Source organism: Hymenobacter sp. PAMC 26628 (genome assembly GCF_001562275.1).
Taxonomy (GTDB): domain Bacteria; phylum Bacteroidota; class Bacteroidia; order Cytophagales; family Hymenobacteraceae; genus Hymenobacter.
In genome coordinates, this window is sequence record NZ_CP014304.1 from 60,300 (window position 1) to 80,465 (window position 20,166).

At 66.4% G+C, this 20,166-nt stretch carries 14 protein-coding genes; 4 read left to right on the forward strand and 10 right to left on the reverse strand.

The features are described from left to right. Positions 1-84 precede the first annotated feature (84 nt). Together AXW84_RS00620 and AXW84_RS00625 are read left to right on the forward strand one after the other, a co-directional pair. Complete coding sequence (locus AXW84_RS00620; protein ID WP_162268236.1) at positions 85-5,436, forward strand: beta strand repeat-containing protein; 5,352 nt, start codon at positions 85-87, stop codon at positions 5,434-5,436. Positions 5,437-5,563: 127 nt separating this feature from the next. Beyond that, positions 5,564-6,295 carry an alpha/beta fold hydrolase gene (locus AXW84_RS00625; RefSeq protein WP_071889704.1) on the forward strand — a complete coding sequence of 244 codons (732 nt, stop codon included), beginning with the start codon at positions 5,564-5,566 and terminating at the stop codon, positions 6,293-6,295. A gap of 68 nt (positions 6,296-6,363) precedes the next feature. Here the strand turns inward: AXW84_RS00625 and AXW84_RS00630 are convergent, their stop codons facing one another. The 6 genes from AXW84_RS00630 to AXW84_RS00655 all read right to left on the reverse strand — a co-directional run bounded on the left by AXW84_RS00630 (position 6,364) and on the right by AXW84_RS00655 (position 13,616). Beyond that, entirely contained in the window at positions 6,364-7,158 is a 795-nt protein-coding gene (locus tag AXW84_RS00630; RefSeq protein ID WP_068227309.1) for a sugar-binding domain-containing protein, read from the reverse strand. Positions 7,159-7,193: 35 nt separating this feature from the next. After that, a complete protein-coding gene (locus AXW84_RS00635; RefSeq protein ID WP_068227311.1) occupies positions 7,194-9,506 on the reverse strand; it encodes a patatin-like phospholipase family protein in 2,313 nt (770 codons plus the stop codon). A gap of 314 nt (positions 9,507-9,820) precedes the next feature. Further along, entirely contained in the window at positions 9,821-11,251 is a 1,431-nt protein-coding gene (locus AXW84_RS00640) for a sensor histidine kinase (protein WP_068227313.1), read from the reverse strand. Positions 11,252-11,375: 124 nt separating this feature from the next. After that, on the reverse strand, positions 11,376-12,062 hold the full coding sequence (locus tag AXW84_RS00645) for a response regulator transcription factor (protein ID WP_068227315.1): 687 nt from the start codon (positions 12,060-12,062) through the stop codon (positions 11,376-11,378). 160 nt (positions 12,063-12,222) lie between these two features. After that, a complete protein-coding gene (locus AXW84_RS25340; protein WP_068227316.1) occupies positions 12,223-13,098 on the reverse strand; it encodes a hypothetical protein in 876 nt (291 codons plus the stop codon). 143 nt (positions 13,099-13,241) lie between these two features. Further along, a complete protein-coding gene (locus AXW84_RS00655; protein ID WP_068227318.1) occupies positions 13,242-13,616 on the reverse strand; it encodes a DMT family protein in 375 nt (124 codons plus the stop codon). 153 nt (positions 13,617-13,769) lie between these two features. Between AXW84_RS00655 and AXW84_RS00660 the strand changes: the two genes are divergently transcribed. Then, positions 13,770-14,678, forward strand: a complete 909-nt coding sequence (locus tag AXW84_RS00660) for an ion channel (protein WP_068227320.1) — start codon at positions 13,770-13,772, stop codon at positions 14,676-14,678. Between the two features lie 155 nt (positions 14,679-14,833). Here AXW84_RS00660 and AXW84_RS00665 read toward each other — a convergent pair whose 3' ends face one another. The 4 genes from AXW84_RS00665 to ruvX form a co-directional block, all read right to left on the reverse strand. Continuing rightward, complete coding sequence (locus AXW84_RS00665) at positions 14,834-15,826, reverse strand: zinc dependent phospholipase C family protein (RefSeq protein WP_068227323.1); 993 nt, start codon at positions 15,824-15,826, stop codon at positions 14,834-14,836. A gap of 24 nt (positions 15,827-15,850) precedes the next feature. Beyond that, positions 15,851-16,930, reverse strand: a complete 1,080-nt coding sequence (locus AXW84_RS00670) for a Fic family protein (RefSeq protein ID WP_068227325.1) — start codon at positions 16,928-16,930, stop codon at positions 15,851-15,853. A 93-nt stretch (positions 16,931-17,023) separates the two neighbouring features. Continuing rightward, entirely contained in the window at positions 17,024-17,620 is a 597-nt protein-coding gene (gene def, locus AXW84_RS00675) for a peptide deformylase (protein ID WP_068227327.1), read from the reverse strand. Between the two features lie 60 nt (positions 17,621-17,680). Further along, positions 17,681-18,109 (reverse strand): Holliday junction resolvase RuvX, encoded by a 429-nt coding sequence (gene ruvX / locus AXW84_RS00680; RefSeq protein WP_068227329.1) that lies wholly within the window; start codon positions 18,107-18,109, stop codon positions 17,681-17,683. A gap of 372 nt (positions 18,110-18,481) precedes the next feature. Here ruvX and AXW84_RS26285 point away from each other — a divergent pair, with 372 nt between their 5' ends. Next, on the forward strand, positions 18,482-20,149 hold the full coding sequence (locus AXW84_RS26285) for a S41 family peptidase (RefSeq protein WP_068227330.1): 1,668 nt from the start codon (positions 18,482-18,484) through the stop codon (positions 20,147-20,149). Positions 20,150-20,166: the final 17 nt, after the last annotated feature.

The window sequence follows — 20,166 nt, forward strand, 5'->3', positions numbered from 1 at the left end:
CTGCTGTTGACAGGGTTACTGAATGGGCACTTGCCCGCTTGGGCCGAAGGGTCCAAACAGCTCACGCCTAATAGCAACCCATCGGTGCCTCTGACGAACCCAGCCAACACCCGCTCCGGCTTCTTGGAGCACGACGCCAATTTCTTGGGCACCGGCGTTAGCAATGCTTCCCGTGGCTTTCTTAAGCCCTTTAACTTTTCCCACAACAGCAGTACTTACAGCGATAACCAGCGCTTGTACGTGTACTTGAAGCCGGGCGAAACCGTGTACTACGGGGTACACCGCACACAGCACACCCAGGGCGGCACTACTAACCAAAATAACCTCATCATTTCGGCGCGCTGGAGTGCCGATGGTACGGGCGCGGGAACCCTGGGCAAGCTGACGAAGCTCTACCGCGACTCAGCCAGCGTCCGCCAGTCCACGCTGCTGGCTGCGCTGAGCTCGGGGCCCCAGGCAGGGGTGATTGCCGACACCGTGCAGAACCGGGTGGGGCCCAAGGTGGGAGGGCTGCCCGCCAATGGCTACGCGCCCCTAGCCTATACGAATAACACCACCGCTGTGCAGTACGTGTGGTTTGAGTTTGTGCAGCAGGGCGAATCCACTTCGGCCCCCGGGGTGCTGCCCTACGTCGAAAACACTAGTTTCACGGATGGCCAACGCTTTTCGGTGTACGATTTCTGGGACTTTACAGTGAAGGACAACGCCAGCGGCGTTACCAAGCCCGGCCGTTTGTTCAGCAAGCAGTGGGCGTTCTCAGCAGGCCAGACCGACGGGGTGTTTTCGGCGGCTTTCAACATTTATCCGCTGATTCCGAGCCCAATAAACGTTGGCCGTTATTATGTGAAGAAGTTCGAGCTGGCCGGCATCGCGCCCCAGAACTTCTTCCGCTTCGTGTCGAACAGCATGGGCTCCACAGCCAGCACCACCGACTTCACCGTCTCGCGCAAGAGCCAAACCTCGGAACTCGACTATCCCGAATACCTCAACTTCGTCAATGACCCGGACCCGGCCGTCTGGCCCAGCGCCGACGACCCCGATCTGAAGGTGATTTCGACGGCAGCGTACTGCAACAGTACCGGCGGTGTGCTAGAGTTTTTTCTGCGCTCGGCCCTAGGCGGCAATATCAACATCCTGATTGACCTCAACGGCACGCCGGGATACCAGGCGGGCACCCGCGACGTACTCATCACCCAAACCATTCCGGTGGGCAACTCCCGTGTGGAGTGGAACGGCCGCGACGGCCTAAACGCGGTGGTGAGCTCGGGCACAGCGCTGGCGCTGACGTTTCAAAATAGTACTTCGCCAATTGGGGCAGTTAACTTCCCGGTGTGGGACGCCGAGGACAACGTGAGCGGCTTCCGCATCCAAAACGTGCGCCCCGGCACCAAATTCTACGACGTGCTGTATTGGGACGACTCTAACCTGAGCGCCACCAAGTTTCCGGACACGGCGAACAACCCGCGGGTGCAGGCCACTGGGGTGTCTTCCGCCACCGGCGCGCATACGTGGGGCGCCGCTTCGGGGGCCACGGCCCTGGCGGGCGACTTGACGCTGATAAATACCTACACCTACGGCAACACCGGGCAGCAGAGCATCAGCTTCACCTTACTCTACGTGTGCGATCCGGACGGCGACGGTGTCAACGACAACGTAGACATCGACCAAGATAACGACGGCATCACCAATACCGCGGAAAGCGGTGGGGTTGATCCGGCCTTTATCACAGCCAACGGCGTGCCCCGCTACTTGGACGCCTTCGAATCGAATTTTGTCGATGTCAATCAAGACGGCATCAACGACGTGTACGACCTGGACCTCGACGGCCGACCCAACTTCCTCGACATCGACGCCGACGGTGACGGCATCCCCGACACTATTGAAGCCAACGGCGGCGTGGCCCCCACGGGCTACGACGCCACGCTCGGGCGCTTCCCCAGCACGGGCGTGGGCGCCAACGGGATGCCCGACGTGGCTGAGACAGCGCCGGAAAGCGGCGTGACCAAGCTCCCGGTGACCAACACCGATACCGCTGGCCAGCCCGATTACCTAGACATTGATGCCGACAACGACGGCATCGTGGACAACATCGAAGCCCAAACTACGGCCGCTTACCGGGCCCCGCTGGGCGTGGATACCGACGCCGACGGCCTCGATAACCAGTATGACCTCACGCCGGGCACCGGCCCGCCAGCCGGCACGGCCGTGCCCCTAACGGACACGGACGGCGATGCGCTGCCCGACTACCGCGACCTGAACTCCGACAACGACGGCCGTCTGGACGCCGTGGAAGGCTGGGACATCAACAACGACGGCGTGGCTGAAAAAACAGCCTCGGGCGCCGACGCCGACGCCGACGGCCTCGACGATGCTTTTGACAACGACGTGACGCGCGCCAACCCCACCAATGGCCAGACGCCCCAGTCGTTTCCCGACCTGAACACGCCGGGCGGCGACCGGGACTGGCGGCAGAACACGCGGCCAGTGGCCAACAACACCGTGGCCCCGGCCATGCCCAGTCCTAACCCGCCCACCCCCATTCCGGCCCTGGTGGGCGTGGACTCCGACGGCCTGCCGGGCAGCAGCAACCTGACTTATACCATTGTCACGGTTCCCACCAATGCCCAAGGCATCCTTTCTTACCTCAACGGAACCACAGCCGGCGCCGGTACCCGGACAACGGCCGTGGCCGGGGCCCTTGTGCCGCTGGCCAACATCAACTCCCTGCAATTCGACCCGGCCGCCACCTTCGCCGGGGATGCCGTCTTCAGGTACCACGTAACCGAGTCGGCCGCCACGGGCGGGCAAACCTCCGCGCCGGACGCCACCTACGTTATCCAGGTGGGAACAACCACGACGGTTGGCGGCACCGTCTTCGACGACGTTAACTACGGCGGGGGCGCGGGCCGGACCCTGGCGGCAGCTAATACTTCCGCCGTCAACGCCGGCCTGGCCAACAACGCCATCGGGCGCGGCGGCGCTACCGTAGAGCTCTACACCAGCACCGGCGATTTCCTGGCCACCACGACCAGCGCCGCCGACGGCTCCTACAGCTTTGCTGGGGTTGTGGCGGCCACGTACACCGTGCGGACGGTGGATGCCACGGTGACTTCGGCCCGCAACACCGGCAACGTGGCCGGCCTCGTCGGGGTGCAGACCTACGTGTACAACGATGCCAACCGTGTGGGCGGCGAAGTACCGACCCTGGCCGACGCCGCGGCGCACGGCACCAACCAGGCGCTGGCCGACCTGACCACGCCCACAACTACGGCCCAGTCCATCGCCAGCGTGACGGTGGCCGGGGGGCCCTCCACCGCAACACCAGTGGCCGGTGTTGATTTCGGCTTCAGCTTCGATGCCGTGGTGAACACCAACGATGCTGGGCAAGGCTCGCTGCGCCAGTTCATTGCCAACAGCAATGCGCTGCTGAATACGAAGCTGGCCCAGGCCAGCTCCCTGGCGGGCATCACCTTGACGGCGGGCAAAGAATACGCCGTGTTCATGCTGAACGATGGCCGCGCGACGGCCCTGGCGGGCCTGCGCGCTGGCATGACGGCCCCCGCCGGCTACAGCGCCACCACGGGCTTCACCATCACGCTGGCGGCTGCTTTGCCAGCCATCAGCGACGCCAATACGACCCTCGACGGTAGCTTGCAGGCGGCGCTGACGGGTGATAAGGTAGCCGCCGTTACCACTGTAGGAGCCTCGGTAACGACCGGCGCGGAAGTGACCGTCAAGTTCAATTCGTTTGCGGGCTTGTTGGTGACGGGTGCCGCCACGCAGATTAAATCGCTGGAACTCGACAACGCCAAAGGCACCAGCGTCAGCTCGGTGGGCCCCGTGCTTACCGATGGGGCCGCCGTTTACGTGCGAGGGGCCGCGGCCACGGGCACCGTCATCCAGGACGTGACAACGCGCGGTAACGCGACAGCCGGCGTGTACCTCACGAACAATGCTACGGGCGTATCAATAACTGGCAACGTGCTGCGTGATGGGCTTGCCACGCTCGCTAGTGCGGGCGTGACGCTCACCAACGGTGCCGGCCTCGTCCTGGGCGGCACTTCGACCAACACGGTTACCAGCAATACCGTGTACAATAACTCGGGTTTTGGCATCGTGCTGTTTGTAGCTGCCAACACCCTGAATACCCTCAGCAACAACATCATCAGCAACAATGGCGCAGGAACCACAAACAACGACGCGGGCCTGAGCATTCGGTTAGGTACCAACAACCTGATTACTGGTAATACCATCACTGCCAACTCCGGCGACGGGATTGTAGCGGAGAAGGGTACTTCGGGCAACCGCCTGACGCAGAATAATATCAGTGGCAACGGCGGCGCTGGAGCCGGTGGTGACCTGGGCATTGACCTTTCGGCCGACAACGTGGCCACCGGCGACGGGGTGACCAAGAACGCGGACGGCAAAACTGCGGCCAGCGGCGGCAATAGTATGCTCAACTTCCCCGTCTTTACCCAGGCCACCATCTTCAACGGCAACCTGCTGGTGACGGGCTATGCCCCCGCCGGGGCCCTCATTGAATTCTTCGTAGCCAGCGGCGATTTCAGCGGCTACGGCGAGGGGGCCACCTACGTCGCCTCCGCCACCGAAGGCTCAGCGACTGACACCGACGGCGGGAGCTCGAATTATAGCGGTGTAGTGGGCAACACGGGCCTAGACCAGGGCGCAGAAACCGGCGCACAGGCGTTTCGGTTCAAAATTCCGGTGTCGACGGCTATGGCCAATAGTCTGGTGAGCAATAAGCTCACCGCCTCCGCTACCCTGCCTGTTACGGTGAGCGGCTTGGCCGTGGGCAACACGTCGGAGTTCTCGGGCAACATCACGGTGTCGAACAACATGCCACTGCCGGTGGAGTTGGCCGCCTTTGAGGTGTGGGCCGTGAATGCCGACGCGCAGCTGACCTGGACCACGGCTTCGGAGAAAAACAACGACCACTTCGACGTAGAGCGCAGCTTCGACGGCACTGGCTTCGCGAAAATTGCCGCCGTGGCTGGGCAGGGCAGCAAATCCAGTAGCACCGACTACGCCCTGACCGACGCCGGGGCAGGTGCCAAGGCCATGGGCGCCCGCCCCGTGTACTACCGCCTCCGGCAAGTCGACGCCGACGGCACGGCCGCCTTCTCGCCCGTGCGCACGGTCGCCTTCGGCAAAGCGGCCGCGCTGGCCATCGCCCTGCACCCCAACCCGGCCGCTGCTACCACTCAGCTCGACCTGAGCCATCTGCCGGCCGGCACCTACCAGGTGAGCCTGCTCGACCTGACCGGCCGCGCCGTGCTGGGGCTGCGCCTGCCCGCTGGCCTGGCCCACGCCCTCAACCTGGCCTCGCTGGCCAGCGGCAGCTACGTGGTGCGGGTGAGCGGCACCGCTACCAACGGGGCGGTGGTCAACTTGGCCACGCGCTTCGTGAAGGAGTAAGCTTTGCCGCCGGCCGCACTGGCCGGGGCCCTAGTTGCACAAAGGCCCTTCCCTCCGCTTGAGAGAAGGGCCTTTGTGCGTCTGGGCTGAGCTTATCCCGGCGGGGGCGTTTGCCGTATGCGAGGCCATGCCTGATTTCACCACTACTCCCGCTGCCGTGCTGGCCCTGCACTATTGGGCCGGGGCCGGCCACGAATTCGATGCCTTGCGCCCGCTGCTGCCCCTGGGCACGGCCCTATTTGCCCCCGACCTGCCCGGCTTCGGCGCGCAGGCCCCCCCCGCGGGCTTCGACTATTCGGTGGGGGCCTACGCCGATTGGGTGGCGGAATTTATTCGGGAGAACAAGCTGACCGATTACGTGCTCGTCGGCCACAGCCTGGGCGGCAAGGTGGCCCTGGCCCTGGCCGCCACCCGGCCCGCTGGCCTGCGCCGGCTCGTGCTGCTCTCGCCCTCGCCGCCCAGCCCCGAGCCGATTTCGGACGACGACCGCGCCGCCTCGCTCGCCGCCTACGGCAAGCCGGCCGAGGCCGAAAAGACTTTCCACAACATCACCGAGGCTGCCCTGCCCACCGCCGTGCACCAGCAAATAGTGGCCGACAACCTCCGCAGCCGCCAGGCCGCCTGGGACGCCTGGCTGCTGGCCGGCTCGCTGGAGGACCTGACGGCGCTGATGGGCGAAATTACCGTGCCCTGCCACCTGCTGGTGGGCGCCGCCGACCGCGCCATTCCCGCCGCCGCCCAGCGCCAGCAAACCCTGCCGCTGCTGCCGGCAGGCACCCCGCTTACGGAGGTGCCTGGCACCGGCCACCTGCTGCCCTACGAGGCCCCGGCTGCCGTGGCCGCGGCCATTGCAGGGTAGCGCGCAGCGTGGCTAGGGCCCTGGCGGCTGATAATTAACGCGTTGGTGCTGCGCAGGCGGCTGCCGCGCTACTGTGTGGCCACTACCGTTTCGGTGGGCGGCAGGGCTGCGGCGGTGGCGCGGAGGGTGACGGTGCCGGCTTGCGGGCTGGATTTAACAATGACTAGGCAGCGGCCTTGCCAGGCGTTGCGCTGGGAGGCTTGGTTGAACAGGGTGGGCTGGTCCACCGACCACCGCGCGGGCGCTTTCAGGGTGAGGGTTTGGTCGAAGGTGGCCGTGGCGCCGGCGGCCACGGTTTGCTGGGTCTCGGCGCGGGCCACGTCCTGGCCATGGGCGTTGCGCAGGCGCGTCACCAGCGTCAGCGCGGCGACCTGGGGCCCCTCGTTCACCACGGCGGTCTGGGCGCGCACCTGGGCCGCCGCGGCCGTGGCGGTGGGCGTGGTGAGGTAAGTGCCCCACGGCACTACGTGCGCCGGCGCCAGCGTGCGCAGCCACACGTGCCGGTAAATGCCCGGGCCCGAGTACCAGCGGCTGTTCTGGCCCTCGTTCTTGGCTTGCACCGCCAGCACGTTCGGGCCCCCAAACGCCACCTTGTCCGTCGCGTCGTACCAAAAACTGGTGTAGCCGTAGGGGTGCGTGCCCAGAGACTGGCCGTTCAGCCACACCGCGGCGTTCATGTACACGCCGTCGAACTGCACCTGCACCCGCTGGCCCTTCAGCGCCGCGGGCACCGCAAAGGTTTTCCGGTACCAGCCGGTGCCGCCGGTGGTGAAGCCGCTGCTGACTTGGCTGATGGCATCGGCCTGAAACGGCGACGCGGTACCCGGCAGGTCCTCGATGCTCCAGTCGTGGGGCAGGTCCACGGCTCGCCACGCCGCGTCGTCGAAGCCCGCCTCCCCTACTCCAGAGCCCGGCCGCGGAAGAGCAGGTAGCCTAGGTGGGCGTACACGCCAAAGTGCTCGTTGGGGTCGTCGTAGTAGCGGGCGTGCAGGGCCAGGGGCCCCACGGGCGTCATCAAAATGAAGCCCGTGCTGGCCGTCAGCCGCGGCCGGTCGAAGCCGCTGGTGCGCAGAGCCGTCTGGTCATCGGCTTGCTCCAAAGGCTGGAAGTTGAGGTGCATGTACAGCTCAGTGCGCCACTGCAGGCTGCCCAGCACGGCTTGGCTGTAGCGCACGCCCACGGCCGCGTAGCGCCCGCTGCGGTACTTGTCGAGGAACAGCGTGCGGGCGTCGGGCAGCGGCGAGAACACCGGCGCGATGGCCTGCGACGCCCGGAAGTTGCTGAACGTGCCCTGGCCCGTGGCCATGGCCTCGCCGAAGTAGCCCCAGGCGCGGCGGTTGCCGGGCAGGGCAAAGTAGCGCTCCACGGTGGCCCGGAATTGCAGCCACTGGTGGTGGTGCTCGTTGGCCGCCACCAGCGACGTGGAGCCCGGCGTGTAGGCCGCCGACCCCGTGACGCCGCGCAGCGTGTACGAGTAGCGGTGGCCACCGGTGGCGTACTGTTTTTCGTTCAGGGTGTTGCGGTCCAGGCGCAGGGCCCCCGTGAAGCCGTGGAAAATGGTTTTGTCGAGCACGTCGCTGCTGTTAATTTCCGTGCGGTTTGTATAATCGTCGCGCGTCGTAAACAGGCCCGCGTCGAGCAGCAGCCGGCTGCGGTAGGTCGGCGTTACGCCCACCTGGAAGCCCACCTTCGTGTCCTGCTGCCGGATTTGGGTGCCCAGCGCGTTGCGCCCCAGCAGGCCGCCCGTGCTCTGGTAGTCCCACTGGTTGTAGGTAATGCCCGGCTCCACGTAGAACGGCACCGTGCCCGGCACGCTGATGCGGAACGAGCCGTGGGCCCCGTTGTAGAAGCGCCCCAGGCTCACGTCGGCCGCCGTGGTGTAGAGCAGCCGGCGCAGCACCCGGTACTCCAGGCCCAGGTAAAAGTTGTCGATGGGCCGGGTGCTCAGCACGAAGCCCACCTCGGCCGTCACGTTGTTGTTGCGTTGCGCGTCGAGGCTGAAAATGTAGCCTTTGCGCGCCGCGTCGTAGCGAATGCGCGGATAAATGTTCTTGAAGTAATCGTCCGACGCCAGCCGGTAGTAGCCCTCCTCAATCTCGTCGAGGCCAAACTCGCGGCCCTTGCGCTGGAAAAACTTGGCCGCGTACGCGTTCTGGTCCGGCCGCAGGCCGTTCACCTGCACTTCCAAAAAGCGCGGCGTGGGGGCCCCCTCCTGAAACGCCCGCCGCCGCGCCACTAGCGCCGTTGAGTCCTGGCGGCGGCCGATGCGCTGCTTGATGAGGTCCATTTTCAGCAGCGTGGCCGTGTCGCCCTTGCCAATAAACTGCTTCACTTGGTCGAAGTCGCCCACGCCCAGAGCCTGCAGGTTGGGCTGGATGTAAATGCCGTTTTTGCCCACGCTCGACGTGTCGGCTACGCTCGTGCCCAGAAACAGTACCGTGCTGGCCAGCAGGGCGTCGTCGGTCTTAAAGGGGTACTTTTTGAAGGCCACGTCGCCCACGTTCACCCCAATGATGACGTCGGGCGCAAACTCCGTTTTCATGGCCACCGTGGGAAAGTTGTCGAACACCGCCCCGTCGTAGTAGTACTTTCCGTCGAGGTTGCGGATGGGCCGGAACGCCAGCGGAAACGTCATCGAGTTGCGCACCGCGTCGCTCAAAGAGCCCTTGCGCTGCACCACTTCCTGGCGCGTAAACACTTCCGACGTCATGCACCGAAACGGCACAAACAGCTTGTTGAAGTCGTAATTCGCCTCGGCCCCCGCCGGGGCCAGTAGTTTGGCCAGGGCCAGGTTCAGGTTCAGGTCGTTCACCAGGTTCGAGCTCACCCGCGCGTGCAGCGTCGAGTCCAGGGCCACGCCCAGGCGCAGGGCCGAGGGCGAGGGCTCGCTCGTAACGAAGTTGAACGTCTTGCTCTCCAGGGCTTTGCCCGACGTCCAGTTCTGAAATTCCTTGCTCAGCACGATCTGCTCGATGTCGGCCGGCGAGTAGCCCGAGGCGTACATGGCCCCTACTACGGCCCCCATGCTCGTGCCCACAATGTAATCGATGGGGATGTGGTTCTTCTCCAGCTCTTTGAGCACGCCCACGTGGGCCAGGCCCTTGGCGCCGCCGCCGCTCAGCACCAGCCCCACCCGCTGGGCCTGGGCCGGGCCCGCCGCTAGGCCCAGCGCGCCAGCTGCGGCGCAGGCCCACAATATTTTTTTAATCATAAAATAATTCAATAGCACTGCGGCCGGTTTGCCCGGTATGCGCCGAAAGTACGACACTGCCCCGATTGCGCCCAGGGGCCCCGTAGGCCTCCGCGGCCGCTTCCCGCCGGCTCCGCCGTCCCGCCAGAACCAAACGGGGCCCGAGGCCCCGCGTTCAGCCCTGCTGGCCAGAAGTACAAAACTGCGGCGGCGGCCTTTGCCGCGGCCGGTGCCGCCGCGCCCACTAAAGCGGCCGGCCCGCCGGGTCTGGGGGCCCTGCCCAAACCGGTTGTGAGAATGGCTTAAGGAGGGGATTGGGGCGCGGCGGTGCCGGTTTACGCTGCCGGGTCTGGCGCGGGCCACGCCACGGTGGCGCACAGTTGCGGCCCAATTTCCTCGAAGCCCAAGCGCACGCCCAGGCCCTGGGCCAGGCGCCCGGCAATCCATAGGCCCAGGCCGGTGCCGGGGGCCAACGGGTCGGCCCGGTACCAGGCGGCGGTGAGGTGGGCCAGGTGGGGCCCCAGCGGCACGGCCAGGGCGTTGGCCACGCCGATGGTGGGGCCCGCGCCGGCCGCCGGGCCCGCCAGTCGCAGCACCACCGGGGCTCCCGGCGCGCCGTGCTTGCGGGCGTTGTCGAGCAGGTTCAGCACCACGGTGGTGAGCTGGTCGGGGTCGGTGTCGACCAGCAGCGTAGCTGCCGCGGCGTGCTCGGGCAGCTCGACAGTGAGCGTGCGCCCCGCGGCCCGGAAGCGCGGCAGCTCCCGGTCGGCCAGGGCCAGCAGGAGCTCGTCGAGGGCCACGGGGCGGCGGACGGCGGGCAGGGCCCCGGCCCCCAAGCGCCCCACCAGCAGGAAGTCGTCCACGAGCCGGCCCAGGCGGGCCAGCTCGGCGTCGTGGCCGGCCAGGGCAGCGCGGGTGGCGGCGGGCAGGGCCAGGTCGCGCCCGCTCACGTCGAGGCCGGTTTGCAGGGTGGCCAGCGGCGTGCGCAGCTCGTGCGCCGCCGCGGCCAGGAAGTTGGCCTGGGCCGTGGCCTGTCCCTGCAAGCGGCCTAGTAGCTGGTTCAGGGTTTCGGCGAGTTCCTGCACTTCGTCGCCGGTGTTGGGCACGGGCAGAGGCGCAATGTCCTCGGCCTGCTGGATGCGCCGGGCCTGCGCCGCCATGCGCCGCACGGGCCGCAGCGCCACGGCTGCCACCGCTGGGGCCAGCAGCGCCGCCAGCGCTGCGCTGCCCAATAGGCTCAGCCACAAGATGCGGCGCAGGCGGGCCAGGTCGCGGTCCAAGGGGGCGGCGGGGTGGGCCAGCCACAGCGTGAGCCGGCCGGTAGGCGCGGCTTCGTCGGCGCCCGGGCCAGGTGGCGCGGCGGCGCGGCCCACGGCCACCACGCGCCGGGGCCCCAGCGCGGCCCCGGGCGCACCGGGGCGCGGCAGCGCGGGGGCCCCGGCCGGAAACTGTGCCGACCGAAACAGCTCACGCGCCGGTTGGCCGGGTTCCTCAAAGGCCACGCGCATGGCTTCGCCGAGTTGGTCGGGCAGGGGCAGGGTAGGCAGCGGGTCCAGCGTCACGCGGTCGAGCAGGCGGGTGGCACGCGTGCGCAACTGGGCGTCGTTAGCGCGGGCCAGCAGGCGGGCCAGGCTGCGGTACTGGTAGCCGCCGACCGCCAGCGTGGCCAACCCAAACACCAGCCCAAACACGAGCAGCAGCTGCCCCCGCAGCCCCAGCCGGAACCGGCGCGGCGGCGCGGGGGAAAGGGGAGGGGAAGTGGTCATTATAGAGGAGAGGCTTGTGGCTGAATTAGCAATAAAGGCGGTCATGCCGAGCGCAGCCGAGGCATGACCGCCTTTATTGCTCGTGACGGCCTGAGTACTACTGATCGTAAAACTTGCTTGCCACTTACTCCATCGGCTCGCGCAGGCGGTAGCCCTGGCCAATCACGGTTTCGAGCAGGGGCGGGGCGGGGGCAAAGTCGCGGTCGAGCTTGCGGCGCAGCTGCGAGATGTGCACCTCAATCACGTTCGAGCCCATGTCGTACTCCACGTCCCACACCTTCTCGGCGAGGCGGGTTTTCGTCACCACCCGGCCGGCGTTGCGCAGCAGCAAGTCGAGCACCGCAAACTCGCGGTTGGTAAGGCTTAAGGGGCGGCCGGCGCGCGTCACGGTGCGGCCCAGCGGGTCGAGCACGAGGTCGGCCAGGTGCAGGGCTTCGGCCCCGGCGGGCCCCGCGGTTTTGCGCCCGATGATGAGCAGGCGGGCCAGCAGCTCGTCGAAGGCGAAGGGCTTGCGCAAGTAGTCAACGGCCCCGGCCTCTAGGCCGCTCACAACGTGGCGGGCGTCGGTGAGGGCGCTGAGGATGATGACGGGCACGCTCAGGCCGAACTCGCGCAGGTTGCGCAGCACGTCGAGGCCGCTCTGGCCGGGCAGCATCAGGTCGAGCAAAATGCAGTCGTAAGGCGTGGCGGCGGCGCGCTCCAGGCCCTCGGGGCCGGTAGCGGCCACGTCGGCCACGTGCCCGGCCTGGGTGAGGCCCTGCTGGATGAACCCGGCCAGCCGGGCCTCGTCTTCTACGATGAGAATGCGCATAAAATCAGCCGAATGGCGAGGCAAAGTGGGAGTTATGCAAACCCAAAAAACGGCGCGGAGCTGGGGCCCCGCGTCGTTGAAAAGAATTGAAAATGGGGAGTCGTCCACCTTAGGCCGCCAGCTGAGCACGACGGTCTGAGGACTTTTCAACTATTAATTCCTAGCGCACCAAGTACTTGGTGCCGCCCAGCGTCAGGGTTTCGGCGTGTACTACGCGGGCGGGGTTGGTGGTGGCCAACGCCTCGCCGGCGCGGGCAGTGCGCACCGCGCCGGTGGCTTCGAGGCTGGCCCCCACGGTGAGCTTATCGGCCAGCTGCTCCACGGCGACGGGCGAAAGCTGGAGCACGGTTTGGTCGCTCAACACCAGGCTGCGCACGCGGCCGTTGGGGCCCCGGCGCAGCTCGCGCACGGTGCCGCGCACGGTGGCGCTGGTTTCGGTGGGCGGGGTGGCGGGCGGCGTGGGCCGGGCGTCGGCCACGGTTTGGCTGCCGCTGGTCAGGCTCACGAAGTGGAAGTGGTTGCGGCCGTCGGGCCCAGCCTGGCGGAAGCCGCTCACCGTCACGGCGCTACCGGCCTTGGCGGCGGCTAGCAACTGCTGGCCCAGGTGGCGCGGAAAGTGCACGGTGTCGGCCGGGGCCCCGCCGTCGGCGCGCAGCACAAAGGCGTCGTACACCCGCTCGTCGTTCAGGGCCTGGTAGGTTGTCAGGGTGCCGCGCACATCAGTCAGCACCTGCACTTGGCCGCCGCGCGGGCCGCCGGGACCGGGACCGGGACCACCCTTGCGGCCGCGCGGGCCCTTAGGGCCTGGGCCGCCCGGGCCTTCCGGGCCGGCATGGGGGCCCCCGGGGCGCTGCGGGCCGGCCGGGCCGCCCACGGGCGGGGCCAGTGGGGCGGGGGGCGGGGTGGCCGCAGCGGCGGTGCGGGGACCGTTTTTGGCCGATTTAGTTTTGGTCTTCACGACCGTTTGTTGAGCTTGGGCGGTGCCGGCGAAAATCAGGGCGGCTAGGAGGGCAGTGGAAGCAAATAGGTTGCGCATGGCAGTAGGATGGGGTAAGGAAGAAATAAGGGGGCGTCGACCCGGCTCCGGTTACCTTTTCGACGCTACAAAATTTCTATCGCGCCCTGAAGCCGGGCTGAGCCGGATATTAATTTTTCTTCAGGCCCCCAAGGTGCCTTCGCTCACCACTTCTTAAAGATGACGTACACCGCTGCCACCAGCAGCACGAAGCCCGCCAGGTGGTTCCAGCCCAGCTTGTCGGTTTTGAACACGAACACTGTGCAGAGCGTGAACACCGCCAGCGTCACCACTTCCTGAATCACCTTGAGCTGGAACAGCCCGAACGGCCCGCCGTTTTCCTCAAACCCCAGGCGGTTGGCCGGCACCTGAAAAATGTATTCGAACAGGGCCAGCCCCCAGCTCACCATGATGACGCCGAACAGCCCTAATTTAGCAAACCAGGCCATCTTTTTGAACAAGTGCAGGTGCCCGTACCAGGCAAACGTCATGAACAAATTGGAGATGGTGAGGAGCACAATGGCGTAAACCCCGCGCATAAGAATAAAGGAAAAATGAAGAGAAAAGCGTGCTAAAGCCGCGGCTTTTCTCCTACGAAAAGCGGGGCTTGGCGGCCGAAGTTTAGGGCCCCGGCGCGGGCAGGTGCGGCCCGGGGTGGCGTTCTTCGCGGCTCACTTCTCTTTCCGTACGGCATGGCCTCGCTCGACCCCGGCATTGGCGAAAAGTTTTCGCAGCCCACCCAGCGGGCCATCAACCACGACGGCTCCTTCAACGTGCGGCGGCGCGGCGGCCCGCCTATTCGCGACCCCTACCAGCGGCTGATTCTGATGCCGTGGGGCCGGTTTTTTCTGGAAGTGGGCGTGTTGTTTGGGGCGCTGAACGCGGCGTTCGCGCTGGCTTACATGGCCTTGGGCCTCGAAGACCTGCCCGGCGTGGCGGCCCCCCACGGCTGGGGGCAGGACTTTCTGAGCGCGTTGTTTTTTTCCATCCAAACCTTCACCAGCGTGGGCTACGGGCACGTGTACCCGGGCAGCAACGGCACCGGGGCCCTCTCCAGCCTGGAGGCGCTGGTGGGCGTGCTCACGTTTGCGCTGGCTACGGGCTTGCTCTACGGGCGGTTTTCGCGGCCCACGGCGCGCATCTTGTTCAGCCGGGCGGCCATCGTCAGCCGGCGGCCCGACGGCACGCCGTGCCTGCAGTTCCGGGTGGCCAACCGCCGGGCCAACATCCTGATTGAGCTCTCGGCGCGGGTCATCGTCAAGTTCACGGACCCCGAAACCCAGAACTTTTCCTACGCCAACGCGGCCCTGGAGCGCGACGCCGTGAGCTTCCTGCCCCTGACCTGGACGCTGGTGCACGACCTGGGGCCCGGCAGCCCCCTGCACGGCTTGGGCCCCGCCGACTACGCAGCCCGCGACGTGGAAATCATCGTCATGCTGAAAGGCTACGACGACACCTTCGCCCAGGACGTGTACGCCCGCAACTCCTATGTTCCCAGCGAAATAACCTGGTACCGCCGCTTCCGCCGCGCCTACGACGTGGACGAAACCGGCATCGCTGTGGTAGACCTCGACGCGCTGGACGCCACGGAGGAGCTGTAGCGCGGGAAGGCGCGGGCGGCCGGCTTTTTCGGCCCGCTGCCTGCTGCCCATTGTTCGTTGCCGAAAAGCAGGGCCTCGGCATTACCTTTTAGCGCTTGCCGTCCTATGATTACCGGGCAGCTGGCGGAAGGCCGGTAGCTCGCCCGCTGGGGGCCCTATTCCTCGTGCCCGGGCACGCTGCCTGCCGCTGGGGCCGCGGCCGCGTCGGCGGCTTCGCGGGCCAGGCGCAGCTCCTCCACGGCCGAGGTGGTGCGGGGCAGCTTGTCCAAGTCAGGGGCCCCGGCGTCGACCCAACACGTGTACCAAAACGCGCCGATGAGCCGGCTGGCGTAGCGCAGCTGCCGCTCCACCTGCCCGCCGAGCCGGGCGTGGTAAGCCCGGCTGAAGTCGCGCGAGTACACGCGCACCGTGGTGGCCCCGCGGGCCTCGTAGCCGTACTTGCGGTCGGCGGGGAACTTGGCCGTCAGCTCTTTCTCGAACCGCAGCACCGAATCGACGGCGGCGTGGGAGCGGGCCAGGGCCCCCCAGGCCGCGTCGCCGGGGTGCTCCAGGTACGGCGCGGGCCCCGTGAACAGGTCGTAGTCGGCGGCCAGCAGCTCGGGCAAGCGGCTCTCCCACAGGCCGTGGATGCCGCGTTGGCCCGTCAGCTGGCCGTTGTAGTTCTGGGTGGCGTGCAGCGGCACGCAGGCATCGGCTACGTAGTGCCCCAGGTCGGCCGAGAGGCGCAGGATGGCGTCGGCATCCTGGCGCTGGAAGGCAGCGGTGAGCTGGTTTTTCATGGCCGCGATGTTCCAGGGCACAATGCCGTGGCGCAGCAGCGAGTCCTCGCCGTAGCGGGCCACGGCGTCTTCGTAGCGGCGGGGCAGGCCCCGGCCGTGGGTGCTCAGGCAGCTGTCGCCGTAGCGGTCCACGTCCATGAAGTGCTTGGCCGCCTCGCCGGGCACCACCGTGCGGCGCGCGTCGGGCCGGGTGGCGTTGGCCGTGATATAATCAATGTGCGCCTTGTAAAAGCCCACCATCTTCGGCGGCAACGTGTACACCGCCAGCCGGTTCAGCAGCCGGTGCCCAAAAAAGCCCCAGGCCCGCGCCGGCCGGGGCCCCAGCGCGAGCACTAATACCAAGGACAATGGCGCGTAGTATTTGGACATAATTATAGGAGGGCTGGAAAGCAGCTACTGGCGGCTGAGCACCGTGAGCAGCGGCCGGTTGAGGTAGAATTGATAGCGGCCCACCTGCTTGGTTTCCAGCAAGCCGCTGGCCGCCAGTTGGGCCAAGTGCCGAGACGCCGTTTTGTAGTGCACGCCCAGTTCGCGCCCGGCCAGTACAGGCGTGGTCACGGGGTGCGCAAACACGTGCTCCGCCAACTCAAACGGCACCTTGCGGTGGCCGCCGGTGCGCAGCTGCTGCTTAAATGCCTGGAGCTGCTGCATTACGGCCAGCAGGGTGGCCTTCGTCTCCCGGGCTTGCTGGTAAAAGCCTTCGAGCATAAATACCAGAAATTCCAGCCAGTGGCCGCCGGTGGTGACGCCCGCTAGCAGCCGGTAGTATTCTTGGCGGTGGGCGTTGATGTAGCCGCTGATGAACAGCGTGGGTTGGTTCAGCAGTCCTTGCTGCACCAGCTGCAACACCATCAAAATGCGGCCCGTGCGACCGTTGCCGTCGCCAAACGGGTGGATGGCCTCGAACTGGTAGTGCCCAATGGCACAACGCAATAAGGGATCAAAGGCGCTGTCGTCGTCGTTGATGAAACTCTCCCAATTGCCCAGCAGCCGCGGAATGTCCCCGGCATTGGGCGGCGTGAAGATGGCCTGCCGCGTGGCAGAATTAATGATGCGGTTGGGCGTGGCGCGGCAGCCAGCCTCCAGCTGCGGCATCAGGCGCTGCTGCACCCCCACGATGAGGCGCGACGACAGCGGCAGGGCCCCCAGCTGCGCGGTGCCCCAGCGCATGGCTTCCCCGTAGCGCAGCACTTCCTTGTCGGCGTCGCGGCGCTCGGCCTCGGGAAACAGCGCCTGCTGCAACACCGATTCTACGCTGGTGTGGATGTTTTCGATGCCCGAACTGGCCACCGATTCCCGGATGATGGCCGGCGAAAGCAACAGCATTGGGTTGGGAATGGCCGCCGAATACCCCTTCAGCTCGGCCAGCTCCGTGCGGGCCCGCAGCAGCACCCGCAGCAGCGCCGGGTCGTTTTCGCCCACCGGCGGGGGCAGCAGCGGCAAATCAAAGGGACAGCTGGGGTCAAAAGCCACGGAACGCAAAAGGCTAGGTATGGGACGAATTTAATAAAAACTTCCCATACATGGCCTCATATAGCAAATGTTTTCCCATACCTGCCCGGGGCCCTACCGCCGCCCAGCGCCCGCGAACTTCATGCGGTAGTCGTGGGCCACGTCGCCTTTGCCGATGCGGGCCAGCTTGCCCTTGAGCAGCTGCTTCTTAAAGGAAGAGAGCTTGTCGGTGAAAAGCACGCCTTCCAGGTGGTCGTACTCGTGCTGGATAATGCGGGCGTTCATGCCCGTAAAGCCTTCCTCGTGCACCTGGCGGTTTTCGTCCTCGTAGTGCAGCACGATGTCGGGGCAGCGCTGTACCAGCTCGCGCACCCCGGGAATGCTCAAGCAACCTTCCTCGAAGCCCCACTTCTCGCCCGTTTCGCTCACCATCACGGGGTTGAGGAAGGCGCGTTTGATGGCGGGCTCGGCCTCCACGCCCTCGGCAATGTCTTCCTCGTCTAGCTCCACCATGGGGGTCGAGTCAATCACAAACAGCCGCACGCTCTTGCCGATTTGCGGGGCGGCCAGGCCCACGCCGTGGGCAAAGTACATGGTTTCGAACATGTCGGCGATGAGCGACTGAAGTTCGGCAGCGGGTAAGTCGGCGGGCAGGTTTTTGGCGCGGGCCTTCAGCACGGGGTCGCCGATGGCAACGATGGGGTGTATCATCTAAGTAAAACGTTGATAAAGAATTAAAGCAAACAGGGGCGGGGGCCCCGGGGGTTCCGGCTAGGCCACGGCCCGGCCCGCCGGCGACTCCAGAAACGACTGGAGGATGAGGGCCGCGCTCACCCGGTCCACGGTGGCCTTGTCGCGGCGGGCCTTTTGGCCCAGGCCCCCGGCCAGCATGGCCGCGTGGGCCATGCGCGAGGTGAATCGCTCGTCGATTTCGTGGACGGGCACGTCGGGCAGCTCCTTGCGCAGGCGGCGCAGCAGGCCCACCACGGCGCTGGTCACGTCGGTGGGCTCGTTGAGCAGCGTGCGCGGCATGCCCACCACAATGGCCGCCAGCGGCTCGCGCCGGTGGTAGGCCAGCACGTAGGCCAGCAAATCTTGGCTGTGGATGGTGTCGAGCGGCGAGGCGATGATGCGGCTGGGGTCCGTCACGGCCAGCCCCACGCGCTTGTTGCCGTAATCGATGGCGAGGATGCGGCCCACGGCAAAAGAAAATAAAACGAAAGCAAAAATTGGCGCCGACCCTGGCGCCCGCGCAAAGATACGGCCGCCGCCAGGCCCAGGCCGCCCCGCGGCGCGCCCCGCGTGAGTAATATTGCGGACTACAATTTATTGTAAAAATTATATTTAATTTTATTCACGGCAATGTGCAATTGAAATTATTTGGCTGTTAAATTAGTATTTAAATAAGCTTAAAATGACTGAAAAAAGGTATTTTTCGTCATTTTCCACATATTTAACTATGTTCGATCAAAACCCATTTTTTTGGAAGCGTATCATGGAAAAATTTAATTAATTTTGAATACTCGTCCTGCGTTGTCAGCGGCGCAATGGTCTTTACTTCGTTCTGCCGCAATGGCTTTCTCCCCGCTCTTCCGTGCTTCTTCGCGCCCCGCCGGGGCCCGCCGCGCCGGGCTGCGCGGGGCGGTGCTGGTGGCGCTGGCGTTCGGCAGCGGCCTGCTAATTTCCAACAACCCGTTCCGGCCCTCCAGCACCAACCCCGACGCCACGGCCCGCGGCTACCTGCGCTTCAAGGAAGTGCTGAGCTACGTGGACCGCGACTACGTGGACTCGGTGAACACCGAGGGCTTGGCCGACTACGCCACGGCCCAAATGCTGGAGCGCCTCGACCCGCACTCGGTGTACATTCCGGCCCCGGAGCGCGAGCAGAACGACGTCTTTTTGCAGGGCGACTTCGACGGCGTGGGCCTCGACTTCAACCTCTTTCGCGACACCATGACGGTGGTGGCCCCGCTCGGCGGCGGTGCGGCCGCCCAGGCCGGCCTGCTGCCCGGCGACCAGGTGCTGCGCGTGGGCGGGCAGGCCGTGTCGGGGGCCCGCCTCACCAACGCCCGCATCGCGCAGCTGCTGCGGGGCCCCCGCGGCAGCACCATAACCCTGGAGGTGCACCGGCCCGCTTCGGCCCGCACCTTTGCCCTGGCCCTGGTGCGGAGCCGGGTGCCCAACCCGTCCATCGACGCCGCTTACCTCATTGACGAGCAGACGGGCTATATCAAAATCAGCCGGTTTGCGGCCACTACTTACGACGACTTCCGGGCCGCGCTGGCCGACTTGCGCCGTCAGGGCCTTAGCCGCCTCGTGCTCGACCTGCGCGGCAACCCCGGCGGCTACCTCGACCGCGCCACCCGCGTGGCCGACGAGCTGGTGGGCGGCTCGCGCAAAATCGTGGCCATCGACGGCAAGGGCGACACCTACGACTCGCAGGTGTACGCCAAGGTAGCCGGCGAATTTGAGGAAGGGCCCCTGGCGGTGCTCGTTGACGAGGGCAGCGCCTCGGCCGCCGAGGTGCTGGCCGGGGCCCTGCAAGACCACGACCGCGCCCTGCTGGTGGGCCGCCGCACCTTCGGCAAGGGCTTGGTGCAGCAACCCATTGCCCTCAGCGACGGCGGCGAGCTGCGCCTCACCATTGCCCGCTACTACACGCCCAGCGGCCGCTCCATCCAAAAGCCCTACGGCAGCAGCCGCGCCGAGTACCGCCGCGAGCTGGCCGAGCGCGCCGCCCACGGCGACCTGGCCTCGGCCGACAGCAACCACGTGGCGGGCGGCCTGCGCTTCCGCACCGACCGCGGCCGGCCGGTGTACGGCGGCGGCGGTATCATGCCCGATGTATTTGTGCCGCGCGACACGCTGGCGTACTCGGCCTACTACACCCGCTTGCAGGCCCACCACACGCCCCGCGCCCTGGCCCTGGCCTTCTACCAGGCCCACAAAGCCGAGCTGGAAGGCCTGCGCTTCGCCCAGTTCAACGCCACCTTCCGCGTGAGCGATGCGCAGCTGGGGGCCCTGGCCGCCGCCGCCGCCCGCGACGGTGTGCCCGCCGACCCGGCCGCGCTGCGCCGCTGCGCCGCCTTGCTCCGCAACCAAATTAAGGCCTACATCGCCCAAAGTGCCTACGGCGAGGTGCCCTACTACACCGTGCTGGGCGCGCACGACGCCGAGCTGCAGCAGGCCCTGCACGCCCTGGGCGACGGCAGTGCCCAGTTGGCCCTGGCCAGTAAATAAGTAGGGCCCCGGCGTCG

Excerpts from the sequence above, each read along its gene's own strand:
- AXW84_RS26285 (WP_068227330.1), top strand. The coding sequence starts at position 18,482 with ATGGCTTTCTCCCCGCTCTTCCGTGCTTCTTCGCGCCCCGCCGGGGCC.
- AXW84_RS00640 (WP_068227313.1), bottom strand. The coding sequence starts at position 11,251 with ATGACCACTTCCCCTCCCCTTTCCCCCGCGCCGCCGCGCCGGTTCCGG.
- def (WP_068227327.1), bottom strand. The coding sequence starts at position 17,620 with ATGATACACCCCATCGTTGCCATCGGCGACCCCGTGCTGAAGGCCCGC.
- AXW84_RS00660 (WP_068227320.1), top strand. The coding sequence starts at position 13,770 with ATGGCCTCGCTCGACCCCGGCATTGGCGAAAAGTTTTCGCAGCCCACC.
- AXW84_RS00655 (WP_068227318.1), bottom strand. The coding sequence starts at position 13,616 with ATGCGCGGGGTTTACGCCATTGTGCTCCTCACCATCTCCAATTTGTTC.
- AXW84_RS00665 (WP_068227323.1), bottom strand. The coding sequence starts at position 15,826 with ATGTCCAAATACTACGCGCCATTGTCCTTGGTATTAGTGCTCGCGCTG.
- AXW84_RS00625 (WP_071889704.1), top strand. The coding sequence starts at position 5,564 with ATGCCTGATTTCACCACTACTCCCGCTGCCGTGCTGGCCCTGCACTAT.
- AXW84_RS25340 (WP_068227316.1), bottom strand. The coding sequence starts at position 13,098 with ATGCGCAACCTATTTGCTTCCACTGCCCTCCTAGCCGCCCTGATTTTC.
- AXW84_RS00645 (WP_068227315.1), bottom strand. The coding sequence starts at position 12,062 with ATGCGCATTCTCATCGTAGAAGACGAGGCCCGGCTGGCCGGGTTCATC.
- AXW84_RS00635 (WP_068227311.1), bottom strand. The coding sequence starts at position 9,506 with ATGATTAAAAAAATATTGTGGGCCTGCGCCGCAGCTGGCGCGCTGGGC.